The organism is Streptomyces sp. SP18BB07 (genome assembly GCF_036322545.1).
In the GTDB taxonomy this organism is placed as follows: domain Bacteria; phylum Actinomycetota; class Actinomycetes; order Streptomycetales; family Streptomycetaceae; genus Streptomyces; species Streptomyces deccanensis.
On record NZ_JAQYWT010000370.1, the window covers coordinates 483025 to 501450 of the forward strand.

The window sequence follows — 18426 nt, forward strand, 5'->3', positions numbered from 1 at the left end:
CTTGTTCACCTGTCGCGTGGCACGGGGACGGTCAGTGCGACTTCGAACCCGCCCTGCGGGCCGGGGCCGGCGATCACCGTCCCGCCGTAGATACCGGCCCGCTCGCGCATGCCGATCAAACCATGGCCGGCAGGCCCTGAGGTGGTGCCGACGGGCATTGCCTCCTGTCCGTCATCGGCCACCCGGACGCGGACCGCGGCCTCGTCGAAGTGCACCGAGACGCTCGCGCTCGCCGCCGGCGCGTGCTTCATGACGTTGGTGAGAGCTTCCTGGATCACTCGGTAGACGCACAGGTCGACGCCCGGCGGCAGCGCGAACGGGGCACCCGTGATCCGGACGTCGACGGAGACACCCGCGGCTTCGACGCGCCGGACCAGCTGGTTCAGCCGCCCGAGTCCGGGGGCCGCGTTGTGGTCGCCCACCCCCACTTGTGCGCGCTCGGTCCCTTCCCTGAGCACGACCAGCATCCGGCGCATTTCCGCCATGGCCTCGTGGGCGCTGCCCGCGATGGTCTCCAGCGCCGTGCGGGCGGTCATCGGATCGGAGGTGAAGACGTATCCGGCCAGGCCGGTCTGCACGGAGATCGCGGACACGTGGTGGGCGACCACGTCGTGCAGTTCACGGGCTATGCTCATGCGCTCGGCCATGACGGCCTGCTGCTCCTTCTCCTCCTGCTCCAGGCGCAGTTGCTCGCTGAGCACCGCGAGCCGCTCGCCGCGCTCCGCGAGCCGGCGGGACCGGTCGCCGGTCACCCACAGGACGGCGACCGTCACGGTCACGAAGACCACACTGAGCGGGCCGATCCCGGGCTCGGCGAGCCGCGTGCCCCACAGCAGCACGAGCAGCGACCCCGCTGCGCACTTCGCAGCGACCCTGCGCGGGCACTGCGCCGCGACGGTGTAGAACGCCAGGCCCAGTCCGCAGACGACGACCACGTGGTAGTAGGCCAGGGTCATGTAGCACAGGGTGCAGGCCGCCGTGCTGACGAATACGGTCAGGGGAGCCCGTCGGCGCACGGCCAGCGGAAGATAGACCAGGGCAATCAGCACGTAGGCCCATACATCGGTGTGCCGCCAGTAGCCCTCCGAGTTCGGCCAGTTGCGCAGCATGGCGCCCATGATGCCGAGCGACACCACCGCGTAGACGGTGTCTGCCATCTGTGGGAAGGCCCGGCGAACCGTCCCGCCCCACGTGCGCTGCGCGAACATCGTCCGAGCGTAGGCCCCAAGCGACCGCTCCACCCGGCTTTCCACCACAGGGACGCTTGTTCACCTGCCGCGTGGCACGGGGACGGTCAGTGCGACTTCGAACCCGCCCTGCGGGCCGGGGCCGGCGGTCACCGTCCCGCCGTAGATACCGGCCCGCTCGCGCATGCCGATCAAACCATGGCCGGCAGGCCCTGAGGTGGTGCCGACGGGAATTGCCTCCTGTCCGTCATCGGCCACCCGGACGCGGACCGCGGCCTCGTCGAAGTGCACCGAGACGCTCGCATTCGCCGCCGGCGCGTGCTTCATGACGTTGGTGAGAGCTTCCTGGATCACTCGGTAGACGCACAGGTCGACGCCCGGCGGCAGCGCGAACGGGGCACCCGTGATCCGGACGTCGACGGAGACGCCCGCGGCTTCGACGCGCCGGACCAGCTGGTTCAGCCGCCCGAGTCCGGGGGTCGCGGTGTGGTCGCCCGCTCCTTCCTCCTGCTGGGCGCGCTCGGTCCCTTCCCTGAGCACGACCAGCATCCGGCGCATTTCCGCCATGGCCTCGTGGGCGCTGCCCGCGATGGTCTCCAGCGCCTCGCGGGCCGTCCTCGGATCGGAGGTGAAGACGTATCCGGCCAGGCCGGTCTGCACGGAGATCACGGACACGTGGTGGGCGACCACGTCGTGCAGTTCACGGGCTATCTTCATGCGCTCGGCCATGACGGCCCGCTGCTCCTTCTCCTCCTGCTCCAGGCGCAGTTGCTCGGTGAGCACCGCGAGCCGCTCGCCGCGCTCCGCGAGCCGGCGAGCCCGGTCGCCGGTCACGCAGGCGACGGCGACCATCACGATCACGAAGGCCACACTGAACGGGCCGCTCCCGGCCTCGGCGAGCCGCGCCCCCCACAGCAGCACGAGCAGCGATGCGGCGGCGCACTGCGCAGCGACCCTGCGCGGGCACTGCGCCGCGACGGTGTAGAGCGCCAGGCCCAGTCCGCTGACAACGACCACGTGGTAGTAGGCCAGGGTGAAGTAACACAACACGCAGGCCGCCGTGCCGACGAGCACGGCCAGGGGAGCCCGGCGGCGCACGGCCAGCGGAAGATAGACCAGGGCGATCAGCACGTAGGCCCATACATCGGTGTGCCGCCAGTAGCCGTGCGGGTCGGGAAAGTTGCGCAGCACGGTGCTCGAGAGCCAGACCGACACCACCGCGTGGACTATGTCCGCCACCTGTGGGAAGGCCCGGCGAACCGCCCCGCTCCACATGCGCTGCGCGAACATCGTCCGAGCGTAGGCCCCGAGCGACCGTTCCACCCGGCTTTCCACCACAGCTACACCCCACGTTGTACACCGCCAACCACCCTGGTTGCAGGCGCAGTTCAACCCACGGTTGGGCGAGGGGGAACAGCCCTTCCGGCTAGCTTTCCTACACCCGGGCAACATCGCCTCGGGCAGGCCCTGCTTTGGATGGGATCAAAACCATGAACCGTGTACGCAGTCTCGCCACCGCTGCCATTATCACCGGCACCTTGCTGGGCGGTGGCATATCGGCGGCGACCTCGGCGACCGCCGCCGCACAGTCGATCGACTACATCGCCGGCAAGGATACCTACGCAGGGAGCTGCAAGGGCTGGTTGAACCGTGACTCCAGCAACGGGTACGTACAAGCTCTCGGCCAGTCATGGAACAACAACCAGTGTGTTGTGTACCTGGAGCGCATGCGCCTCGGCTCTGACGGCTACGGCTGGACGCCGGTATCGAGCAGCTACTTCCTACTGAACTCCACGGCTGCGACTGGCTTCCACTGGAACGGCACGAACGCCGCCTCGCGCGTCTGCATCGACAACGCAACGACCGGACAAAAGCACATCTGCGGGGACGCAGCTTGGTAAGCCGGTAGGCACTGTGGACTGAAACCGTTCTGGGTTCGGTAGAAAATCCACCGAACCCAGAACGGTCCAACACTTCGAGATACAGACCAAATCAGTCGAAACGGCGACGGAAAGTGCCTCCGCGCGAGCGCGCCACCGGAACGGCCTCGCGCGATCCTTGTCGGTTGACTCCTGTCCTCGTGGTCCCTGTCGCTCTCTGAGAGACCTGCCGGCTCGCACCACTGGTGGACGGCGCTTCCACCGCTGCCGTTCTCGGCGACGCGGGTGGGCAGTTGATCCCACGGTGTCCCAGGTCCAGGTCGCGTCGACAACTCGCCGACGAGTTCGCGCAGGGCCCGGTCCCGACCGCCGCGCACTCTGCCGCGCCGAGGCCGCTCCGGCCACGCGGGACCGGCCAGAGCCCGGGCCGGATCGCCCCGTCCCTGCGAAGTTTCTGTTGGCCGGTGTCACCAACCGCAGGGCTCCTCGCAAGAGGGTCGAGTAATCCATCGGGGCCGTTTCCCTCTTCGGGCCGTTTCCTGGATCCATCGGCGATCGCCAGGACGCTCTCTCAGCAGTCACCCGCCGCCACGGAACGCCAGGTGCGCCATCGGCGCCGCAGGCCGCCGACACCGCTGGACGACATCACGGATCGAGTGACACAAAGGCAACAGTGTCTCCACAGCACGATGAACAGCCGAGGTCACCCTCCCTGCGCCCACGCACCCGTTGTGCCGGCATCCGCACTGCCTCCGCCGCCGGCCCGGTACTCGACTTCCGCGCTGGGGACAGCAGCCCGTGCCGCGCAACCCGCCAATGGACAACGAATCGGTTTGGAGACACCGTCGGCCTGGACACGGCCGCGCCGTCCCGGCCCCTGTACGGCCCCTGAGTCTTGACATCGCCCCTCAGGACGGTCGCCCGGACGGCGAGCGACAACCTCGATCACCTATTCCACCGCAGGTCAGAGGGGTTGAAGCTCCCCCGAGCGCCGCCGGTCTCCAAACCCACGAGCAGCGGATTCAGTCCGTTCAGGCGAAGTTGACGCTCCGACATCCAAAAATGAACGTTTCCGCAGGTCAGAGACCTACTGAAGTGGGGCGGGTGGGACTCGAACCCACGGCCGACGGATTATGAGTCCTTTGAGGATCTTGGCGGCCCTTGTCGATCAATGCTCATCTTGGCTGCTTTCCCAGGTCAGATGGGGTTTTGCGCCGCGTCCCTTCCCGGTCCTTGTCAGTCTTTTCCGATCCTTGTGTCCACCTTGCGTCCCGAACGCGTCCCGGATGGACAGGTACACCCGGTCCAAGGATCCTCTCCCCAGCTGGGGAGAGGGTCTCGAAACCATGCGCAGCGGATTTCCTTTCCAACGCGCAGCGACTCAGGGGCAGGTGGATCGCCCCCAAGTACGCGGGGCCAACATTTCCTCCTTCGCCTCAACGGTGACACCGTACGGGCTATCCCCGCGTGCGCGGGGCCGACCGCTGGATGGACTTGCAGACGTGGGCGCCGGAGCTATCCCCGAGTACTCGGGGCCGACGGATTCCGCGGCGACCACCGGCCGTCCCGGTTGGAGCTATCCCCGCGTGCGAGGGCTCCAGCACCCGTTCCTTGAAGGCGCGGAGGCGCCCGGAGCTATCCTCCCGTATGCGGGGATAGGTCGTAGTGATGCGCCCCGGAGACATCGATCACCGAGGTTAGAAGCCGACAGACGTGTTCCTGCCTCCGGAGATCAGGCTCGTGCGTCTCGCTGCTGGACTTCCTTGAGGACTCCGGCCACCGTCGCAAAGTCATTGTCCACGTGGAGGACGGTGTGCCCATGGTGTACAGCTGTCGCACACACCAACAGGTCGACCGCTCCCGCCGCCCGATGCTGGCCCCTCTGGGTCAGTTTGTACTGGGCGGTGTCGACCCACCGCCAAGCGTTCTTCGGAACCGGGGAGAGCAGACAGAGCGCGTCCAGTTCCTCGGCCAGCTCATCTCGGTGAGACGGGCTGGTCGCCGAGTAGAGGAATTCGGCACGTGTCGGCTCACAGAGGTGGAACACCCCGGCGGCGATGTGTCCCTCCCAGGGACGCAGCGCACCTGGGGTACGGAACAGATGCCACAGAGCGGAGGTGTCGACCAGATACGTGATCACTCGAAGGCCTCGCGCCGCGCACGCTTCTCGGCTTCATGCGCCGCTGCGGCCTGCTCGAACTCGCCGCGCTCACCTCGCGCGGCCAGCTTCTCCGCGGCCTCGAGCCTCCTGATCCGTGCCACGTAGTCCCGAAGCGCCGCGTTGACGGTCTCCTTCTTCGTCGTGGCACCCATGAGCCGCATGGCCTCGGCCAGTGCCTCGTCGTCGAGATCAATCTGCGTGACGGACATCGCACACCTCCAACGTCCACGATGTATGCACCCAGGATACATCACCAACATCGAGCGCGACCATCAATCACAAACAGACCACGCAGGGGAGGCGCGCCGGCGTCAAGGCGTTCACATGGACCCACTTCTCACTGCGGGGCGAGCCAGCGGAGACTTGTCCGACGCCGACACGAAACACCCCATAAGCGCCATGCCTGACTTAACCGGAATCGGCGTCCAGACTTTGTCCAGACGATCAAGAAATCATGATCACCACGAGGTCGCCAGGACCCTCAGACTCTCGCCCTGACCAGGAGAATGCCTGGTCAGAAGGTTTCTCCTCGCGTAGCGAAGAGTGGGGCGGGTGGGACTCGAACCCACGGCCGACGGATTATGAGTCCGCTGCTCTAACCGGCTGAGCTACCGCCCCGTACGGCGTGTCGCGTACATGTGTGCGCGCCGTCTGCCGCAGCATAGCCGCTCATACGATCTCCTGCTTCGGATGGTCGGCCTTCGCATGCGCTTCTTGACCTTGAAGACCTCGGCGCGGCGCACACGGTTCCCCCGAACATGAAAAAGGACCCCCACGGGGTCCTTCCTCGGTCCATCCTCGCTGGCTCTCCCGACTGGACTCGAACCAGTAACCTGCCGGTTAACAGCCGGCTGCTCTGCCAATTGAGCTACGGAAGATCGAAGCTCCCCCGACTGGACTCGAACCAGTAACCTGCCGGTTAACAGCCGGCTGCTCTGCCAATTGAGCTACGGAGGATCGCCTCGCTGCATCGAACGTATCTCCCTGGGTATTCGCCAGGGGGCGTGCGCTCGCTGCGACACATACATTAGCGCAAGCAGGGGGGTGCTCCGCCAATCGGTATCCCCCGCGCCCGTCGCCCGCGCAGGGCAACGCAAGGGACCGACGCAGACGTAAGGGAAGGGTGGTCGCCATGCGCTATCGGCTCACGTTCTTTGCCGGACTGGCCCTGGGGTACGTGCTCGGCACGAAGGCCGGTCGCGAACGCTACGAGCAGTTGAAGAAGTCGGCACGGCAGGTCGCGCAGAACCCCGCTGTGCGGAACACCGCCGAGTCGGCCGCCCAGCAGGGGCGGGTCTACGCCGGCAAGGCCTACCACGTGGTCAGCGAGAAGGTCGGTGACCGTATGCCCGATCTGGTCGCCGAGCGGGTCCGCTCGCTGCGGGCACGCAACGCCAACGGCTCGGCCGGGGACGACTGGGGCACCAGCAACACATAGGAGCCACATCGCACCCACCGGACCCGCGCGCGGCGCTCCCACCCCTTCCCGTGCGGCAGAATTTCTGCCATGGGGATAGTCGCCGGGCTGGACAGTTCGCCCGATTTTACGCGCATTGTCGTCTGTGACTCGGACACAGGGGCCGTGCTCAGGCAGGGGTATGCCCCGCACCCGTTGGAGCCGGCGGAGAGCGGGGGGCGTCCGGCGGACGTCGACCCGCAGGCCTGGCTGCTGTCCCTGGGCGAGGCGGCCGGCGGCGGGCTGCTGGAGGGCGTGCAGGCCATCGGGGTCTCGTCCCAGCAGAACGGGCTGATCGCGCTGGACGCACAGGGCAACACCGTGCGTCCGGCGATGGTCGGCGGCGACAGGCGGACCCAGGTGGCGGCCGCCGACCTCGTCGACGCGCTCGGGGGGCGCGGCGCGTGGGCGGAGGCCGTCGGCTGCGTTCCGGGGGCCGCGCAGCCGGTGACCAAGCTGCGCTGGATGAGCCGTACGGAACCGGACGCCGCGATGCGGACGGCCGTACTGCTCCAGGCGCACGACTGGCTGGTCTGGCAGCTGCTCGGGCGGCCGGTCAGGAGGACGACGGACCGGGGCGGGGCGTCCGGGACCGGGTACTGGAACGCGGCGACCGGGCAGTACCGCACGGATCTCGTCGAGATGGCGCTCGGGCACCAGGTGATGCTTCCCGAGGTGCTCGGCCCCTCCGACGCCGCCGGGACGACGCCGGAGGGACTCCTCATCTCCGCCGGCACCGGCGAGACCATGGCCGCCGCGTTCGGGCTCGGCATCGGGCTCGGGGACGCGGTGGTGTCACTGGGGGCCTCCGGGTCGGTCATGGCCGTCCACACCCAGGCGCTCGTCGACTCCTCCGGGATGATCACCTCGCTGGCCGACGCCACGGGCATGCATCTGCCGGTCGTCACCACGCTCAACGCCGTACGGACGCTGCGCGGGGCCACCGAACTGCTGGGCGTGGCCGATCTGGAGGCGCTGTCCGACCTGGCGATGAAGTCGACGCCCGGGTCGCACGGGCTGGTGATGCTGCCGTACCTGGAGGGCGAGCGGACGCCGAACCTGCCGCACACGGCGGGGACGCTCGCCGGGCTGCGGCGGGAGTCGATGAAGCCGGAGCACCTCGCGCGGGCCGCGTTCGAGGGCATGCTGTGCGGGCTCGCGGACGCGCTGGACGTGCTGCGCGGGCGCGGCGTGGACGTACGGCGGATCTTCCTGCTGGGTGCGGCGGCGGAGCTGCCGGCCGTGCAGGCGGCGGCGCCGGCGCTCTTCGGGGTGCAGGTGGTGGTGCCGCAGCCGGCGGACTACGCGGCGGTGGGCGCGGCCCGGCAGGCGGCGTGGGCGCTCGGGGTCTCGCAGGGGGCGCTCGATCCGCGTACGCCTCCGATGTGGCCGGGGGCGGCGGCGCAGGTGCTGGAGCCGGGGGACGAGCTGGCGGTGGGGCAGGCGGTCCGGCAGCAGTACGTGGCGGTCCGGGAACAGACGCATCCCGGGGCGTTCCGGACGTGAGCGCCTCGGGTGCGCCTGCGAGATTCGGCCATCGATCCCTCACCGTCGGGTTAATTCGGTTGAGGTAACGCGGGTGGAGTGTTCGACGATGGGGGCTGGTGCGTCCCGAACCCCGTCTTCGACTCCGAGAGATCTCGCGTGCTCATACGTCTGCTGAGAAGTCATCTACGTCCCTATCGGACACCGATCACCCTGCTGGTGCTGCTGCAGTTCGTGCAGACGTGCGCCACGCTCTACCTGCCCACCCTGAACGCGGACATCATCGACGAGGGCGTGGTGAAGGGGGACACGGGCTACATCCTGTCCTTCGGCGCGCTGATGATCGGTATCTCGCTGGTGCAGGTCGTGTGCAACATCGGGGCCGTGTACTACGGCGCCCGCACCGCGTCGGCGGTCGGCCGGGACATCCGGGCCGCCGTGTTCGACCGGGTGCAGTCGTTCTCGGCGCGTGAGGTCGGTCACTTCGGGGCGCCGTCGCTGATCACCCGGACCACGAACGATGTGCAGCAGGTGCAGATGCTGGTGCTCATGACGTTCACGCTGGTGGTGTCGGCGCCGATCATGTGCGTCGGCGGCATCGTGCTGGCGCTCGGGCTGGACGTGCCGCTGTCCGGGGTGCTGCTCGCCGTCGTACCGGTGCTCGGGATCTCCGTCAGCCTGATCGTGCGCCGGCTGCGCCCCCTGTTCCGCACGATGCAGGAGCGGCTGGACACCGTGAACCGGGTGCTGCGGGAGCAGATCACCGGCAACCGGGTGATCCGGGCCTTCGTGCGGGACGACTACGAGAAGGACCGGTTCCGGAAGGCGAACGTCGAGCTGACGGACGTGTCGCTGGGGACCGGGCGGATGCTCGCGCTGATGTTCCCGATCGTGATGACCGTCATCAACCTCTCGTCGATCGCCGTGGTGTGGTTCGGAGCCCATCGGATCGACAGCGGCGGCATGGAGATCGGCGCGCTCACGGCGTTCCTCGCCTATCTGATGCAGATCGTGATGGCTGTGATGATGGCCACGTTCATGTTCATGATGATGCCGCGCGCCGAGGTGTGCGCCGAGCGCATCCAGGAGGTGCTGGACACCGACACGAGCGTGGTGCCGCCGGTCGAGCCCGTACGGGAGCTGCGGCGCCACGGGTTCCTGGAGGTCCGGGGTGCGGGGTTCCGCTATCCGGGTGCCGAGGAGCCGGTGCTCAGGTCCATCGAGGTCGTGGCGCGGCCCGGTGAGACCACGGCCGTCATCGGGTCCACGGGCAGCGGGAAGTCGACGCTGCTCGGGCTGGTGCCCCGGCTGTTCGACGTCACCGAGGGCGAGGTGCTGGTGGACGGCGTCGACGTACGGACGCTCGACCCGAAACTGCTGGCGAGGACGGTGGGGCTGGTGCCGCAGAAGCCGTACCTGTTCTCCGGGACCGTGGCGACGAACCTGCGGTACGGCAATCCGGACGCCACCGACGAGGAGTTGTGGCACGCGCTGGAGGTGGCGCAGGCCAAGGAGTTCGTGGAGCGGCTGGAGAACGGGCTGGACTCCCCCATCGCGCAGGGCGGGACGAACGTGTCGGGCGGGCAGCGGCAGCGGCTCGCGATCGCGCGGACGCTGGTGCAGCGGCCGGAGATCTATCTGTTCGACGACTCCTTCTCCGCGCTCGACTACGCGACCGACGCCGCACTGCGGGCGGCACTGGCACGGGAGACCGCCGACGCGACCGTGGTGATCGTGGCCCAGCGGGTGGCGACCATCCGGGACGCCGACCGGATCGTCGTCCTCGACGAGGGCCGGGTCGTCGGCACGGGCCGGCATCACGAGCTGATGGCGGACAACGAGACCTACCGGGAGATCGTCCTCTCCCAGCTCACGGAAGCGGAGGCAGCCTGATGGCCGGGCCGTTGGCACGGATGGCGGGGGCCGGGGCCCCCGACCAGCACTCCATGGACTTCAAGGGGTCCGGGAAGCGGCTGCTGGCGCAGTTCAGGCCCGAGCGGTTCACGATGTACGCGATGGTCCTGTGCGCGGTGCTCAGCGTCGGGCTGTCGGTGCTGGGGCCGTGGATCCTCGGCAAGGCGACCGACCTGGTGTTCGCGGGTGTCGTCGGGCGGGAGATGCCAGCGGGCGCCACCAAGGCCGAGGTTCTCGCGTCCATGCGCGAGCGCGGGGACGGCGCGGTCGCCGACATGCTGGCGGGCACCGACTTCACGCCGGGCAAGGGCATCGATTTCGACGCCGTCGGCACAGTGCTGCTGGTTGCCCTCGGCATCTTCCTGGTGGCGGGGCTGCTGATGGCGGCGGCCACCCGGCTCTCCAACCGGGCCATCAACCGGACCGTCTACCACATGCGTGAGGAGCTCCAGGCGAAGCTGTCGCGGCTGCCGTTGTCGTACTTCGACAAGCGGCAGCGCGGTGAGGTGCTGAGCCGGGCGACCAACGACATCGACAACATCGGGCAGACGCTGCAGCAGTCGATGGGGCAGCTCATCAACTCGCTGCTCACCATCATCGGGGTGCTGGTGATGATGTTCTGGGTGTCGCCGCTGCTGGCGCTGGTCGCGCTGGTGACCGTACCGGTGTCGTTCCTGGTGGCCACGCGGGTCGGCAAGCGGTCGCAGCCGCACTTCGTCGCGCAGTGGCGGGTGACGGGCAAGCTCAACGCGCACATCGAGGAGATGTACACCGGGCACACGCTCGTAAAGGTGTTCGGGCGCCAGGAGGAGTCCGCGCAGCGGTTCGCCGAGGAGAACGAGCGGCTGTACGAGGCGGGGTTCAAGGCCCAGTTCAACAGCGGGATCATGCAGCCGCTGATGTTCTTCGTGTCCAACATCAACTATGTGCTGGTCGCGGTGGTGGGTGGACTGCGGGTGGCAACGGGGTCCTTGTCCATCGGTGATGTGCAGGCCTTCATCCAGTACTCGCGGCAGTTCTCGATGCCGCTGACGCAGGTCGCGTCGATGGCGAACCTGGTGCAGTCGGGGGTCGCGTCGGCCGAGCGGATCTTCGAACTGCTCGACGCGGAGGAGCAGGAGGCCGACGCGGTGCCCGGGGTGCGGCCCGAGGAGCTGCGGGGGCGGGTGGCGCTGGAGGGCGTGTCCTTCCGGTACGAGGCCGACAAGCCGCTGATCGAGGATCTGTCGCTGGTGGTGGAGCCGGGGCACACGGTGGCGATCGTGGGGCCGACGGGTGCGGGGAAGACCACGCTGGTGAACCTGTTGATGCGGTTCTACGAGGTCACCGGGGGGCGGATCACGCTCGACGGGGTCGATGTCGCGTCCATGTCGCGGGACGAACTGCGCGACGGGATAGGCATGGTGCTCCAGGACACCTGGCTGTTCGGGGGGACCATCGCGGAGAACATCGCGTACGGGGCGTCCGCCGCGCGGAAGGTGACGCGGGGGGAGGTCGAGGAGGCGGCTCGGGCCGCGCACGCGGACCGGTTCATCCGGACGCTGCCGGACGGGTACGACACCGTGATCGACGACGAGGGGAGCGGGGTGAGCGCGGGTGAGAAGCAGCTCATCACGATCGCTCGGGCGTTCCTGTCGGATCCGGTGATCCTGGTGCTGGACGAGGCGACGTCTTCTGTGGACACGCGTACGGAGGTGCTGATCCAGAAGGCGATGGCGAAGCTGGCGCACGGGCGGACGTCGTTCGTGATCGCGCATCGGCTGTCGACGATTCGGGACGCCGACACGATTTTGGTGATGGAGGACGGTTCCATCGTGGAGCAGGGGGCGCACGAGGAGTTGTTGGCGGCGGGTGGGGCGTATGCGCGGCTGTATCGGGCGCAGTTCGCTGAGGCGGTTGCTGAAGTGGACTGAGGGGGTGGGCTGAGAGGTGCGTCGTCGGGTGCGGGCCCGGTGGGGCTTCTCGCGCAGTTCCGCGCGCCCCTGAAAGGCCTACGGCCTTTCGGGCCGAAAAAGCAGGGCGCAGCCCCGCTTTTTCAGGGGCGCGGGGAACCGCGCGACCAGCCCCCACGCACCCGCGCCCGACAGCGCACCCCCTCAGTCCAAGTAACCCCGCAGCTGGTCCGCGAAGGCGTGGTCCCTGAGCTTGTTCAAAGTCTTGGACTCGATCTGCCTTATGCGCTCCCGGGTCACGCCGAAGATGCGGCCGATCTCCTCCAGCGTGCGGGGGCGGCCGTCCGCGAGGCCGTAGCGGAGTTGGACCACCTTGCGTTCCCGCTCGCCCAGGGTGGAGAGGACCGCCTCCAGATGCTCCCTGAGCAGCAGGAACGCGGCCGACTCCACGGGGCTCGCCGCGTCGCCGTCCTCGATGAGGTCGCCGAGGGCCACGTCGTCCTCCTCGCCGACCGGTGCGTGGAGCGAGACCGGTTCCTGGGCGAGACGGAGGACCTCGCTGACGCGCTCGGGCGCCAGGTCGAGGTGGGCGGCGACCTCCTCGGGCGTGGGCTCGTAGCCCCGCTCCTGGAGCATGCGGCGTTGGACGCGGACGACCCGGTTGATCAACTCGACCACGTGGACCGGGACCCGGATGGTGCGGGCCTGGTCGGCCAGGGCTCGGGACATGGCCTGGCGGATCCACCAGGTGGCGTAGGTCGAGAACTTGTAGCCGCGCGCGTAGTCGAACTTCTCGACGGCCCTGATGAGGCCCAGGTTTCCTTCCTGGACCAGGTCCAGCATGGTCAGGCCGCGGCCGACGTAACGCTTCGCCACGGAGACGACGAGCCGCAGGTTCGCCTCGATCAGGCGGCGTTTGGCCATGCGGCCCATGACGACCAGCTTGTCGAGGTCGAGGGCGAGCTGGGTGTCGAGGTCGCGGGCGTGGCCGAGCCGCTCCTCGGCGAAGAGGCCGGCCTCGACGCGGCGGGCCAGCTCCACTTCCTCCGCGGCCGTCAGGAGCGGGATACGGCCGATCTCACGCAGGTACTGGCGGAAGAGGTCGGAGGAGGGTCCGCTGGTGTCCGGGCGGGCGCGTGGCAGCTCCACGGGCTCGGGAGGCTCGGCCGTCTCCAGGGCCTCGACCGCCGCGGCAGGCGGTTCGTCCAGGTCGGGCGGGCCGTCCGGGGCCGCCTCGGGGTGGTGCGCGGCGCGGCTCTGGGCGGGCACCGCGGTGATGACATCGGTCTCCGCGGCCGGCTCCGAGCCGTCGGTACCGATGGCCGTACTGGTGTCGTTCTGTATGAGGGTCTGGGTCTGCACGGGGGCGACCTCCAGGAATGTCGCTGCCAGGGCGTACGGCAGCGGTACGTCTGGGATGGCGCGGGCGGCTTCTCCGCCGTCCATCCCGTACTCATCGAGCGGAACCGCGGGGATCTCGGACCCGTGGGGGACGGGTCGGCCGCGCTCCGAGGACTCAGGCACCGGAACCCAGTGTGGAGTACGACACACAGCCGCCACGAGGGGCGTGCGGTGACTTTTTGCGTCCGGCCCGTGACCTCACGGTTACCTGTTCCACGAGTGCGCTGCTGGCCGGGTCGCAAACAGCTTGAAGGGCGTACCGACCGGGGTGGCTCCGGCGCGGATTGGCATGTGCTCCGGGGACGTGCGCGGCCGGGGGCGCGAACCGCCGCGGTTCAGAGCGCTTCCGCGCCCCGCTCCCGCAACGCCTGGTCGTACTGCTGGAGGACCCACAACTCGTTCTGTACGGCGGCCAGCTGGGCGGGGTCGCCCTGGGCGGCCGCCCTCGCCAGGCTGCCCTGGACGTCGCGCACCCGGCGTTCGACGGCCCGGCGGCGCACGGTGACCAGTTGTGCGCCCGCGTAGACGTCGTCGACCGTCTTGCGCATGATCGCCTCGACCGCCAGCTCGGTCACCATGGCCCGCACGGTGTCGTCCGGTGCCGCCTCGCGGACGCGGACCAGGTACTCCTGCGGGTCCTCGGCGCCGTACTCCACGCCGCCCGCCTCGATGATCGCCTCACGGACGGCCGCGTACGGGGCGGCGGTGAACTCGTCGACGCCGTACGCGTCGAACGCGGGGGCGACCAACTCGGGGCGTTGCAGGGCGAGTTTGAGGAGTTCGCGTTCGGTGGCGAAGACCGGGTTGCGCAGGGTGAGGGCCGGGCCGGACGGGGGCCGGGCGGTGGGCTCGTAGGGCCCCGCCCCGCGCTGAGCGGCCGGGGCGGGGCCCTGGCCGCCGCGCTCGCGCGCCCAGCGGGCCAGCTGGGCGACGCGCTTGACGACGAACTGGGTGTCGAGGATGCCGAGCATGCCGGCGAGTTGCACGGCGACCTCGTGCTGGGCGCCGCTGTTCTTGATGCGGGCCACGATCGGCGCGGCCTCGTCGAGGGCGGCGGCGCGGCCGGCGGGGGTCTCCAGGTCGTAGCGGGCGACGATCTGGCGGAGGGCGAACTCGAAGAGCGGGGTGCGGGGTTCGGCGAGTTCGGCGACGGCCTCGTCGCCCTTGGCCAGGCGCAGTTCGCAGGGGTCCATGCCGTCGGGGGCGATCGCGATGTACGTCTCGGCGGCGAACTTCTGGTCGTCCTCGAAGGCGCGCAGGGCCGCCTTCTGGCCGGCCGCGTCGCCGTCGAAGGTGAAGATCACGCGTGCGCTGCCGTTGTCCATCAGGAGCCGGCGGAGGATCTTGATGTGCTCGCCGCCGAAGGCCGTGCCGCAGGTGGCGATGGCGGTGGTGACGCCGGCGAGGTGGCAGGCCATGACGTCGGTGTAGCCCTCGACCACGACGGCCCGGCTGGCCTTGGCGATGTCCTTCTTGGCGAGGTCGATGCCGTACAGGACCTGGGACTTGCGGTAGATCGGTGTGTCGGGGGTGTTGAGGTACTTCGGGCCGTTGTCCGCCTCGTAGAGCTTGCGGGCGCCGAAGCCGACCACGTCCCCGCCGATGTCACGGATGGGCCACATCAGGCGGCCCCGGAAGCGGTCGATCGGACCCCGGCGGCCCTCCTGGGAGAGGCCGGACAGCAGCAGTTCCTTGTCGGTGAAGCCCTTGCCGCGCAGGAAGCGGGTGAGGTGGTCCCAGCCCTGGGGGCTGTAGCCGACGCCGAAGTGGACGGCGGCGGCCTGGTCGAAGCCGCGCTCGGCGAGGAAGATCCGGCCCGTGTCGGCCTCGGGGCTGGTGGCGAGCTGTTCCGCGTACCACTCGGCGGCGATCTTGTGCGCCTCGACCAGGCGGATCCGCTCGCCGCGCTGGTGGGAGGGGTTGTATCCGCCCTCCTCGTACCGCAGGGTGATGCCGGCCTGGCCGGCGAGGCGCTCGACGGCCTCCGAGAAGGACAGGTGGTCGACCTTCATCACGAACGTGATGGTGTCGCCGCCCTCCTGGCAGCCGAAGCAGTGGAAGAGCCCCTTGCTCGGGCTGACCTGGAAGGACGGCGACTTCTCGTCATGGAACGGGCAGAGGCCCTTGAGGTTGCCGCCGCCCGCGTTGCGCAGCTGGAGGTACTCGGACACCACGGCGTCGATCGGGACCGCGTCCCGTACCGCCTTCACGTCCTCGTCGTTGATCCGTCCTGCCACGCGGAGATTCTACGGTGACCCACTGACATGGCTGTGCTGCGGAAGGGGCGCGGGGAACCGCGCGACCAGCCCACGACGGCCCGCAGTCGCCCCGCCACCGAACCCGGCAGCCCCCTAGGCGGTCAGACTCTCCAACGGCACCTGGGGATTCGAGAGCGCGTCCACGTCCACCCGCGCCCGGGAGCGGATCAGTTTCTGGATCGGCTCAGTGACATCCCACACGTTCACGTTCATCCCGGCCAGCACCCGCCCCTCCTTCACCCAGAACGCGATGAACTCCCGCTTCCCCGCGTCCCCCCGGATCACCACCTGGTCGTACGACCCGGGCGGCGCCCAGCCCGAGTACTCCATCCCCAGGTCGTACTGGTCGGAGAAGAAGTACGGAACCCGGTCGTACGTGATGTCCCGCCCGAGCATGGAGCGGGCGGCGGCGGGGCCGCCGTTGAGCGCGTTGGCCCAGTGCTCGACGCGGAGCCGGGTGTCGAACAGGGTGTGCGGGAAGGACACGACGTCACCGGCCGCGTAGATGGAGGGATCGGACGTGCGCAGCCCCGCGTCCACCACGATGCCCCCGCCGTGGGCGCGGTCGGCGATCTCCAGCCCGGCGGCCTCCGCGAGGCCGATGCGCGGGGCGGCTCCGATGGCCGCGAGGACGTCGTGCGCCGGGTGCTCCTCCCCCGTGTCCGTGCGGGCCGCGAGGACCATCCCGTCCTGGCCGACGATCTCCGTGAGCCTCGCCCCGAAGTGGAAGCGGACGCCGTGCTCGCGGTGCAGTTCGGCGAAGAGGTTGCCGAGCTCGGGGCCGAGGACGCCGTGCAGCGGCGTCGGTTCCGGCTCGACGACGGTGACCTCCGCGCCGTACTCGCGGGCCGCCGCCGCCACTTCCAGGCCGATCCAGCCGGCGCCGGCGATGACCAGGTGGCCGTTGTCCCGGCCGAGGGCGGCGAGGACGCCCTTCAGGCGCTCGGCGTGGGCGAGGCGGCGCAGATGGTGGACGCCCGCGAGATCGGTGCCCGGGATGTCCAGACGGCGGGGCTCGGCGCCGGTCGCGAGCAGCAGTTTGTCGTAGTGGACGAGGGTGCCGTCGTCGCCGAAGCGGACGGTCCTGGCCGTGCGGTCGATCGCGTCGACGGTCTGGCCGAGGTGGAGCTCGATGTCGTGGCGCGCGTACCAGGACGGCTCGTGGACGAAGACGCTGTCGCGCTCCTCCTTGCCGAGCAGGTAGCCCTTGGAGAGCGGCGGACGCTCGTAGGGGTGGTCGCGTTCGTCGCAGATCAGTATCACGCGGCCGGTGAAGCCCTCCGCTCGGAGCGTCTCGGCCGCCTTCGCGCCGGCGAGACCGCCTCCGACGATGACGAATGTCTGATCCGCGTCGACCACTTGATGCCTCCTCTTAAGGGTGCGTCCACATGCGAGCGTCCCGCACGGAGCGTGATGCGGGAAGAGGTAGTGACCCGATCAGGCCACGGAGGGTCACGTTTTTGTCACATCCGACCCGTCAGCCTCGCGTGCAGCGCGCGGGCGGAGGTGTCGGTCAGGGAAGCGATCTGGTCGACGATCACCCGCTTGCGGGCGCGGTCGTCCGAGGCCGCGTCGAACAGCGCACGGAACTGGGGTTCGAGTCCCTCGGGTGCGCGGGCGGTGAGCGCCTCGGCCAGCTCGGCGACGACGATCCGCTGGTCGGCGCGGAGCCGCTCCTGCTCGGCCCGCTGCATCACATAGCGGTCGGCGACGGCCTTCAGCACGGCGCACTCCAGCCGCGCCTCGCGCGGGACGACCAGTTCGGCGGCGTACCGGGTGAGGGGGCCGCTGCCGTACGCCTGACGGGTGGCGGCCTCGGCGGCGAGGCAGAAGCGACCGATGAGCTGGCTGGTGGCGTCCTTCAACCGGGCCTGGGCGACCGCCGTTCCGTCGTAGCCGTGGGGCCACCACTCCTGGTCGAGGAGGCGGTCGAGAGCGGCGGCGAGTTCGGCCGGGTCGGTGTCCGCGGGGACGTAGCGGCCGCGGGCCACCTCGAACACCGCCTGGCGTTCGGGGTCCGCGTGCAGGCAGTTGGGGTCGATGTGGCCCGCGTGCAGGCCGTCCTCGACGTCGTGCACGGAGTACGCCACGTCGTCGGACCAGTCCATGACCTGGGCCTCGAAGGTCGTGCTGGTGCCGGGGGCGTCCTTGCGGACCCAGTCGAAGACGGGCCGGTCGTCGTCGTACACGCCGAACTTGGACGACGCGGGGTCGGTGGGGTGACTGCCGCGCGGCCAGGGGTACTTGGTGGCGGCGTCCAGGGCGGCGCGGGTGAGGTTGAGGCCGACGCTGACGAGGTCGCCCGACTCCGGGGAGCGCACGAAGCGCTTGGGCTCGATGCGGGTCAGGAGGCGCAAGGACTGGGCGTTGCCCTCGAAACCGCCGCAGTCCTCGGCGAATTCGTTGAGTGCCTGTTCGCCGTTGTGGCCGAATGGGGGGTGGCCGAGGTCGTGCGAGAGGCAGGCCGCCTCCACGAGGTCGGGGTCGCAACCGAGGGCGGCGCCCAGCTCGCGGCCCACCTGGGCGCACTCCAGGGAGTGGGTGAGGCGGGTGCGGGGGCTGGCGTCCCAGACCTGGCTGCGGGTGCCGGGGGTGACGACCTGGGTCTTGCCGGCGAGTCTGCGCAGGGCCGCGGAGTGCAGTACGCGGGCGCGGTCGCGTTGGAAGGCGGTGCGGCCGGGGCGTTTGTCGGGCTCCGGGGCGTAGCGCTCCGCGGAGGGCGGGGGGTAGGCGGCCTGGGTGTCGTGGGTGGGCGGGGTGTCGTGGGTGGGGGGTGCGGTGCCTTCCATGAT

13 protein-coding genes and 3 tRNA genes are annotated in these 18426 nt (G+C 69.5%); 5 read left to right on the forward strand and 11 right to left on the reverse strand.

Annotation, left to right across the window (positions count from 1 at the left end; translation table 11 throughout):
• Positions 1-5: 5 nt before the first annotated feature.
• Both PUR53_RS47600 and PUR53_RS47605 read right to left on the reverse strand, forming a co-directional pair.
• Positions 6-1208: a sensor histidine kinase gene (locus PUR53_RS47600; RefSeq protein ID WP_443080451.1), complete on the reverse strand. Its 1203-nt coding sequence runs from the start codon at positions 1206-1208 to the stop codon at positions 6-8.
• Between the two features lie 60 nt (positions 1209-1268).
• Positions 1269-2477, reverse strand: a complete 1209-nt coding sequence (locus tag PUR53_RS47605) for a sensor histidine kinase (protein WP_329912589.1) — start codon at positions 2475-2477, stop codon at positions 1269-1271.
• Between the two features lie 200 nt (positions 2478-2677).
• On the opposite strand from PUR53_RS47605, the gene PUR53_RS47610 reads away from it, so the two are divergent.
• The gene (locus tag PUR53_RS47610) at positions 2678-3088 is read left to right on the forward strand and encodes a hypothetical protein (protein WP_329912590.1); all 411 of its coding nucleotides are present in this window, start codon (positions 2678-2680) and stop codon (positions 3086-3088) included.
• A gap of 1711 nt (positions 3089-4799) precedes the next feature.
• Here PUR53_RS47610 and PUR53_RS47615 read toward each other — a convergent pair.
• The 5 genes from PUR53_RS47615 to PUR53_RS47635 all read right to left on the reverse strand — a co-directional run bounded on the left by PUR53_RS47615 (position 4800) and on the right by PUR53_RS47635 (position 6185).
• The gene (locus PUR53_RS47615; protein ID WP_329912591.1) at positions 4800-5207 is read right to left on the reverse strand and encodes a PIN domain nuclease; all 408 of its coding nucleotides are present in this window, start codon (positions 5205-5207) and stop codon (positions 4800-4802) included.
• Entirely contained in the window at positions 5204-5437 is a 234-nt protein-coding gene (locus tag PUR53_RS47620; RefSeq protein ID WP_033530157.1) for a type II toxin-antitoxin system VapB family antitoxin, read from the reverse strand. Before PUR53_RS47620 ends, PUR53_RS47615 begins: the two co-directional genes overlap by 4 nt.
• A 335-nt stretch (positions 5438-5772) precedes the next feature.
• Positions 5773-5846, reverse strand: a tRNA-Ile gene (locus PUR53_RS47625).
• Positions 5847-6030: 184 nt separating this feature from the next.
• Positions 6031-6106: transfer RNA gene (locus PUR53_RS47630), tRNA-Asn, on the reverse strand.
• A gap of 6 nt (positions 6107-6112) precedes the next feature.
• Positions 6113-6185, reverse strand: a tRNA-Asn gene (locus tag PUR53_RS47635).
• Between the two features lie 175 nt (positions 6186-6360).
• Here PUR53_RS47635 and PUR53_RS47640 point away from each other — a divergent pair.
• The 4 genes from PUR53_RS47640 to PUR53_RS47655 all read left to right on the forward strand — a co-directional run bounded on the left by PUR53_RS47640 (position 6361) and on the right by PUR53_RS47655 (position 11996).
• A complete protein-coding gene (locus PUR53_RS47640) occupies positions 6361-6666 on the forward strand; it encodes a YtxH domain-containing protein (protein ID WP_220648928.1) in 306 nt (101 codons plus the stop codon).
• Positions 6667-6735: 69 nt separating this feature from the next.
• A complete protein-coding gene (locus PUR53_RS47645) occupies positions 6736-8190 on the forward strand; it encodes an FGGY family carbohydrate kinase (RefSeq protein WP_329899337.1) in 1455 nt (484 codons plus the stop codon).
• A gap of 138 nt (positions 8191-8328) precedes the next feature.
• On the forward strand, positions 8329-10062 hold the full coding sequence (locus PUR53_RS47650) for an ABC transporter ATP-binding protein (RefSeq protein ID WP_239754084.1): 1734 nt from the start codon (positions 8329-8331) through the stop codon (positions 10060-10062).
• Positions 10062-11996, forward strand: a complete 1935-nt coding sequence (locus tag PUR53_RS47655) for an ABC transporter ATP-binding protein (protein ID WP_329912592.1) — start codon at positions 10062-10064, stop codon at positions 11994-11996. Before PUR53_RS47650 ends, PUR53_RS47655 begins: the two co-directional genes overlap by 1 nt.
• A 183-nt stretch (positions 11997-12179) precedes the next feature.
• Here the strand turns inward: PUR53_RS47655 and PUR53_RS47660 are convergent, their stop codons facing one another.
• The 4 genes from PUR53_RS47660 to PUR53_RS47675 all read right to left on the reverse strand — a co-directional run bounded on the left by PUR53_RS47660 (position 12180) and on the right by PUR53_RS47675 (position 18423).
• On the reverse strand, positions 12180-13499 hold the full coding sequence (locus PUR53_RS47660; RefSeq protein WP_329899339.1) for an RNA polymerase sigma factor: 1320 nt from the start codon (positions 13497-13499) through the stop codon (positions 12180-12182).
• A gap of 212 nt (positions 13500-13711) precedes the next feature.
• Positions 13712-15613, reverse strand: a complete 1902-nt coding sequence (gene dnaG / locus PUR53_RS47665) for a DNA primase (RefSeq protein ID WP_329899340.1) — start codon at positions 15611-15613, stop codon at positions 13712-13714.
• 114 nt (positions 15614-15727) lie between these two features.
• Entirely contained in the window at positions 15728-16993 is a 1266-nt protein-coding gene (locus tag PUR53_RS47670) for an NAD(P)/FAD-dependent oxidoreductase (protein ID WP_329912593.1), read from the reverse strand.
• A 104-nt stretch (positions 16994-17097) separates the two neighbouring features.
• Positions 17098-18423 (reverse strand): deoxyguanosinetriphosphate triphosphohydrolase, encoded by a 1326-nt coding sequence (locus PUR53_RS47675; protein ID WP_329912594.1) that lies wholly within the window; start codon positions 18421-18423, stop codon positions 17098-17100.
• Between the last annotated feature and the right edge of the window lie 3 nt (positions 18424-18426).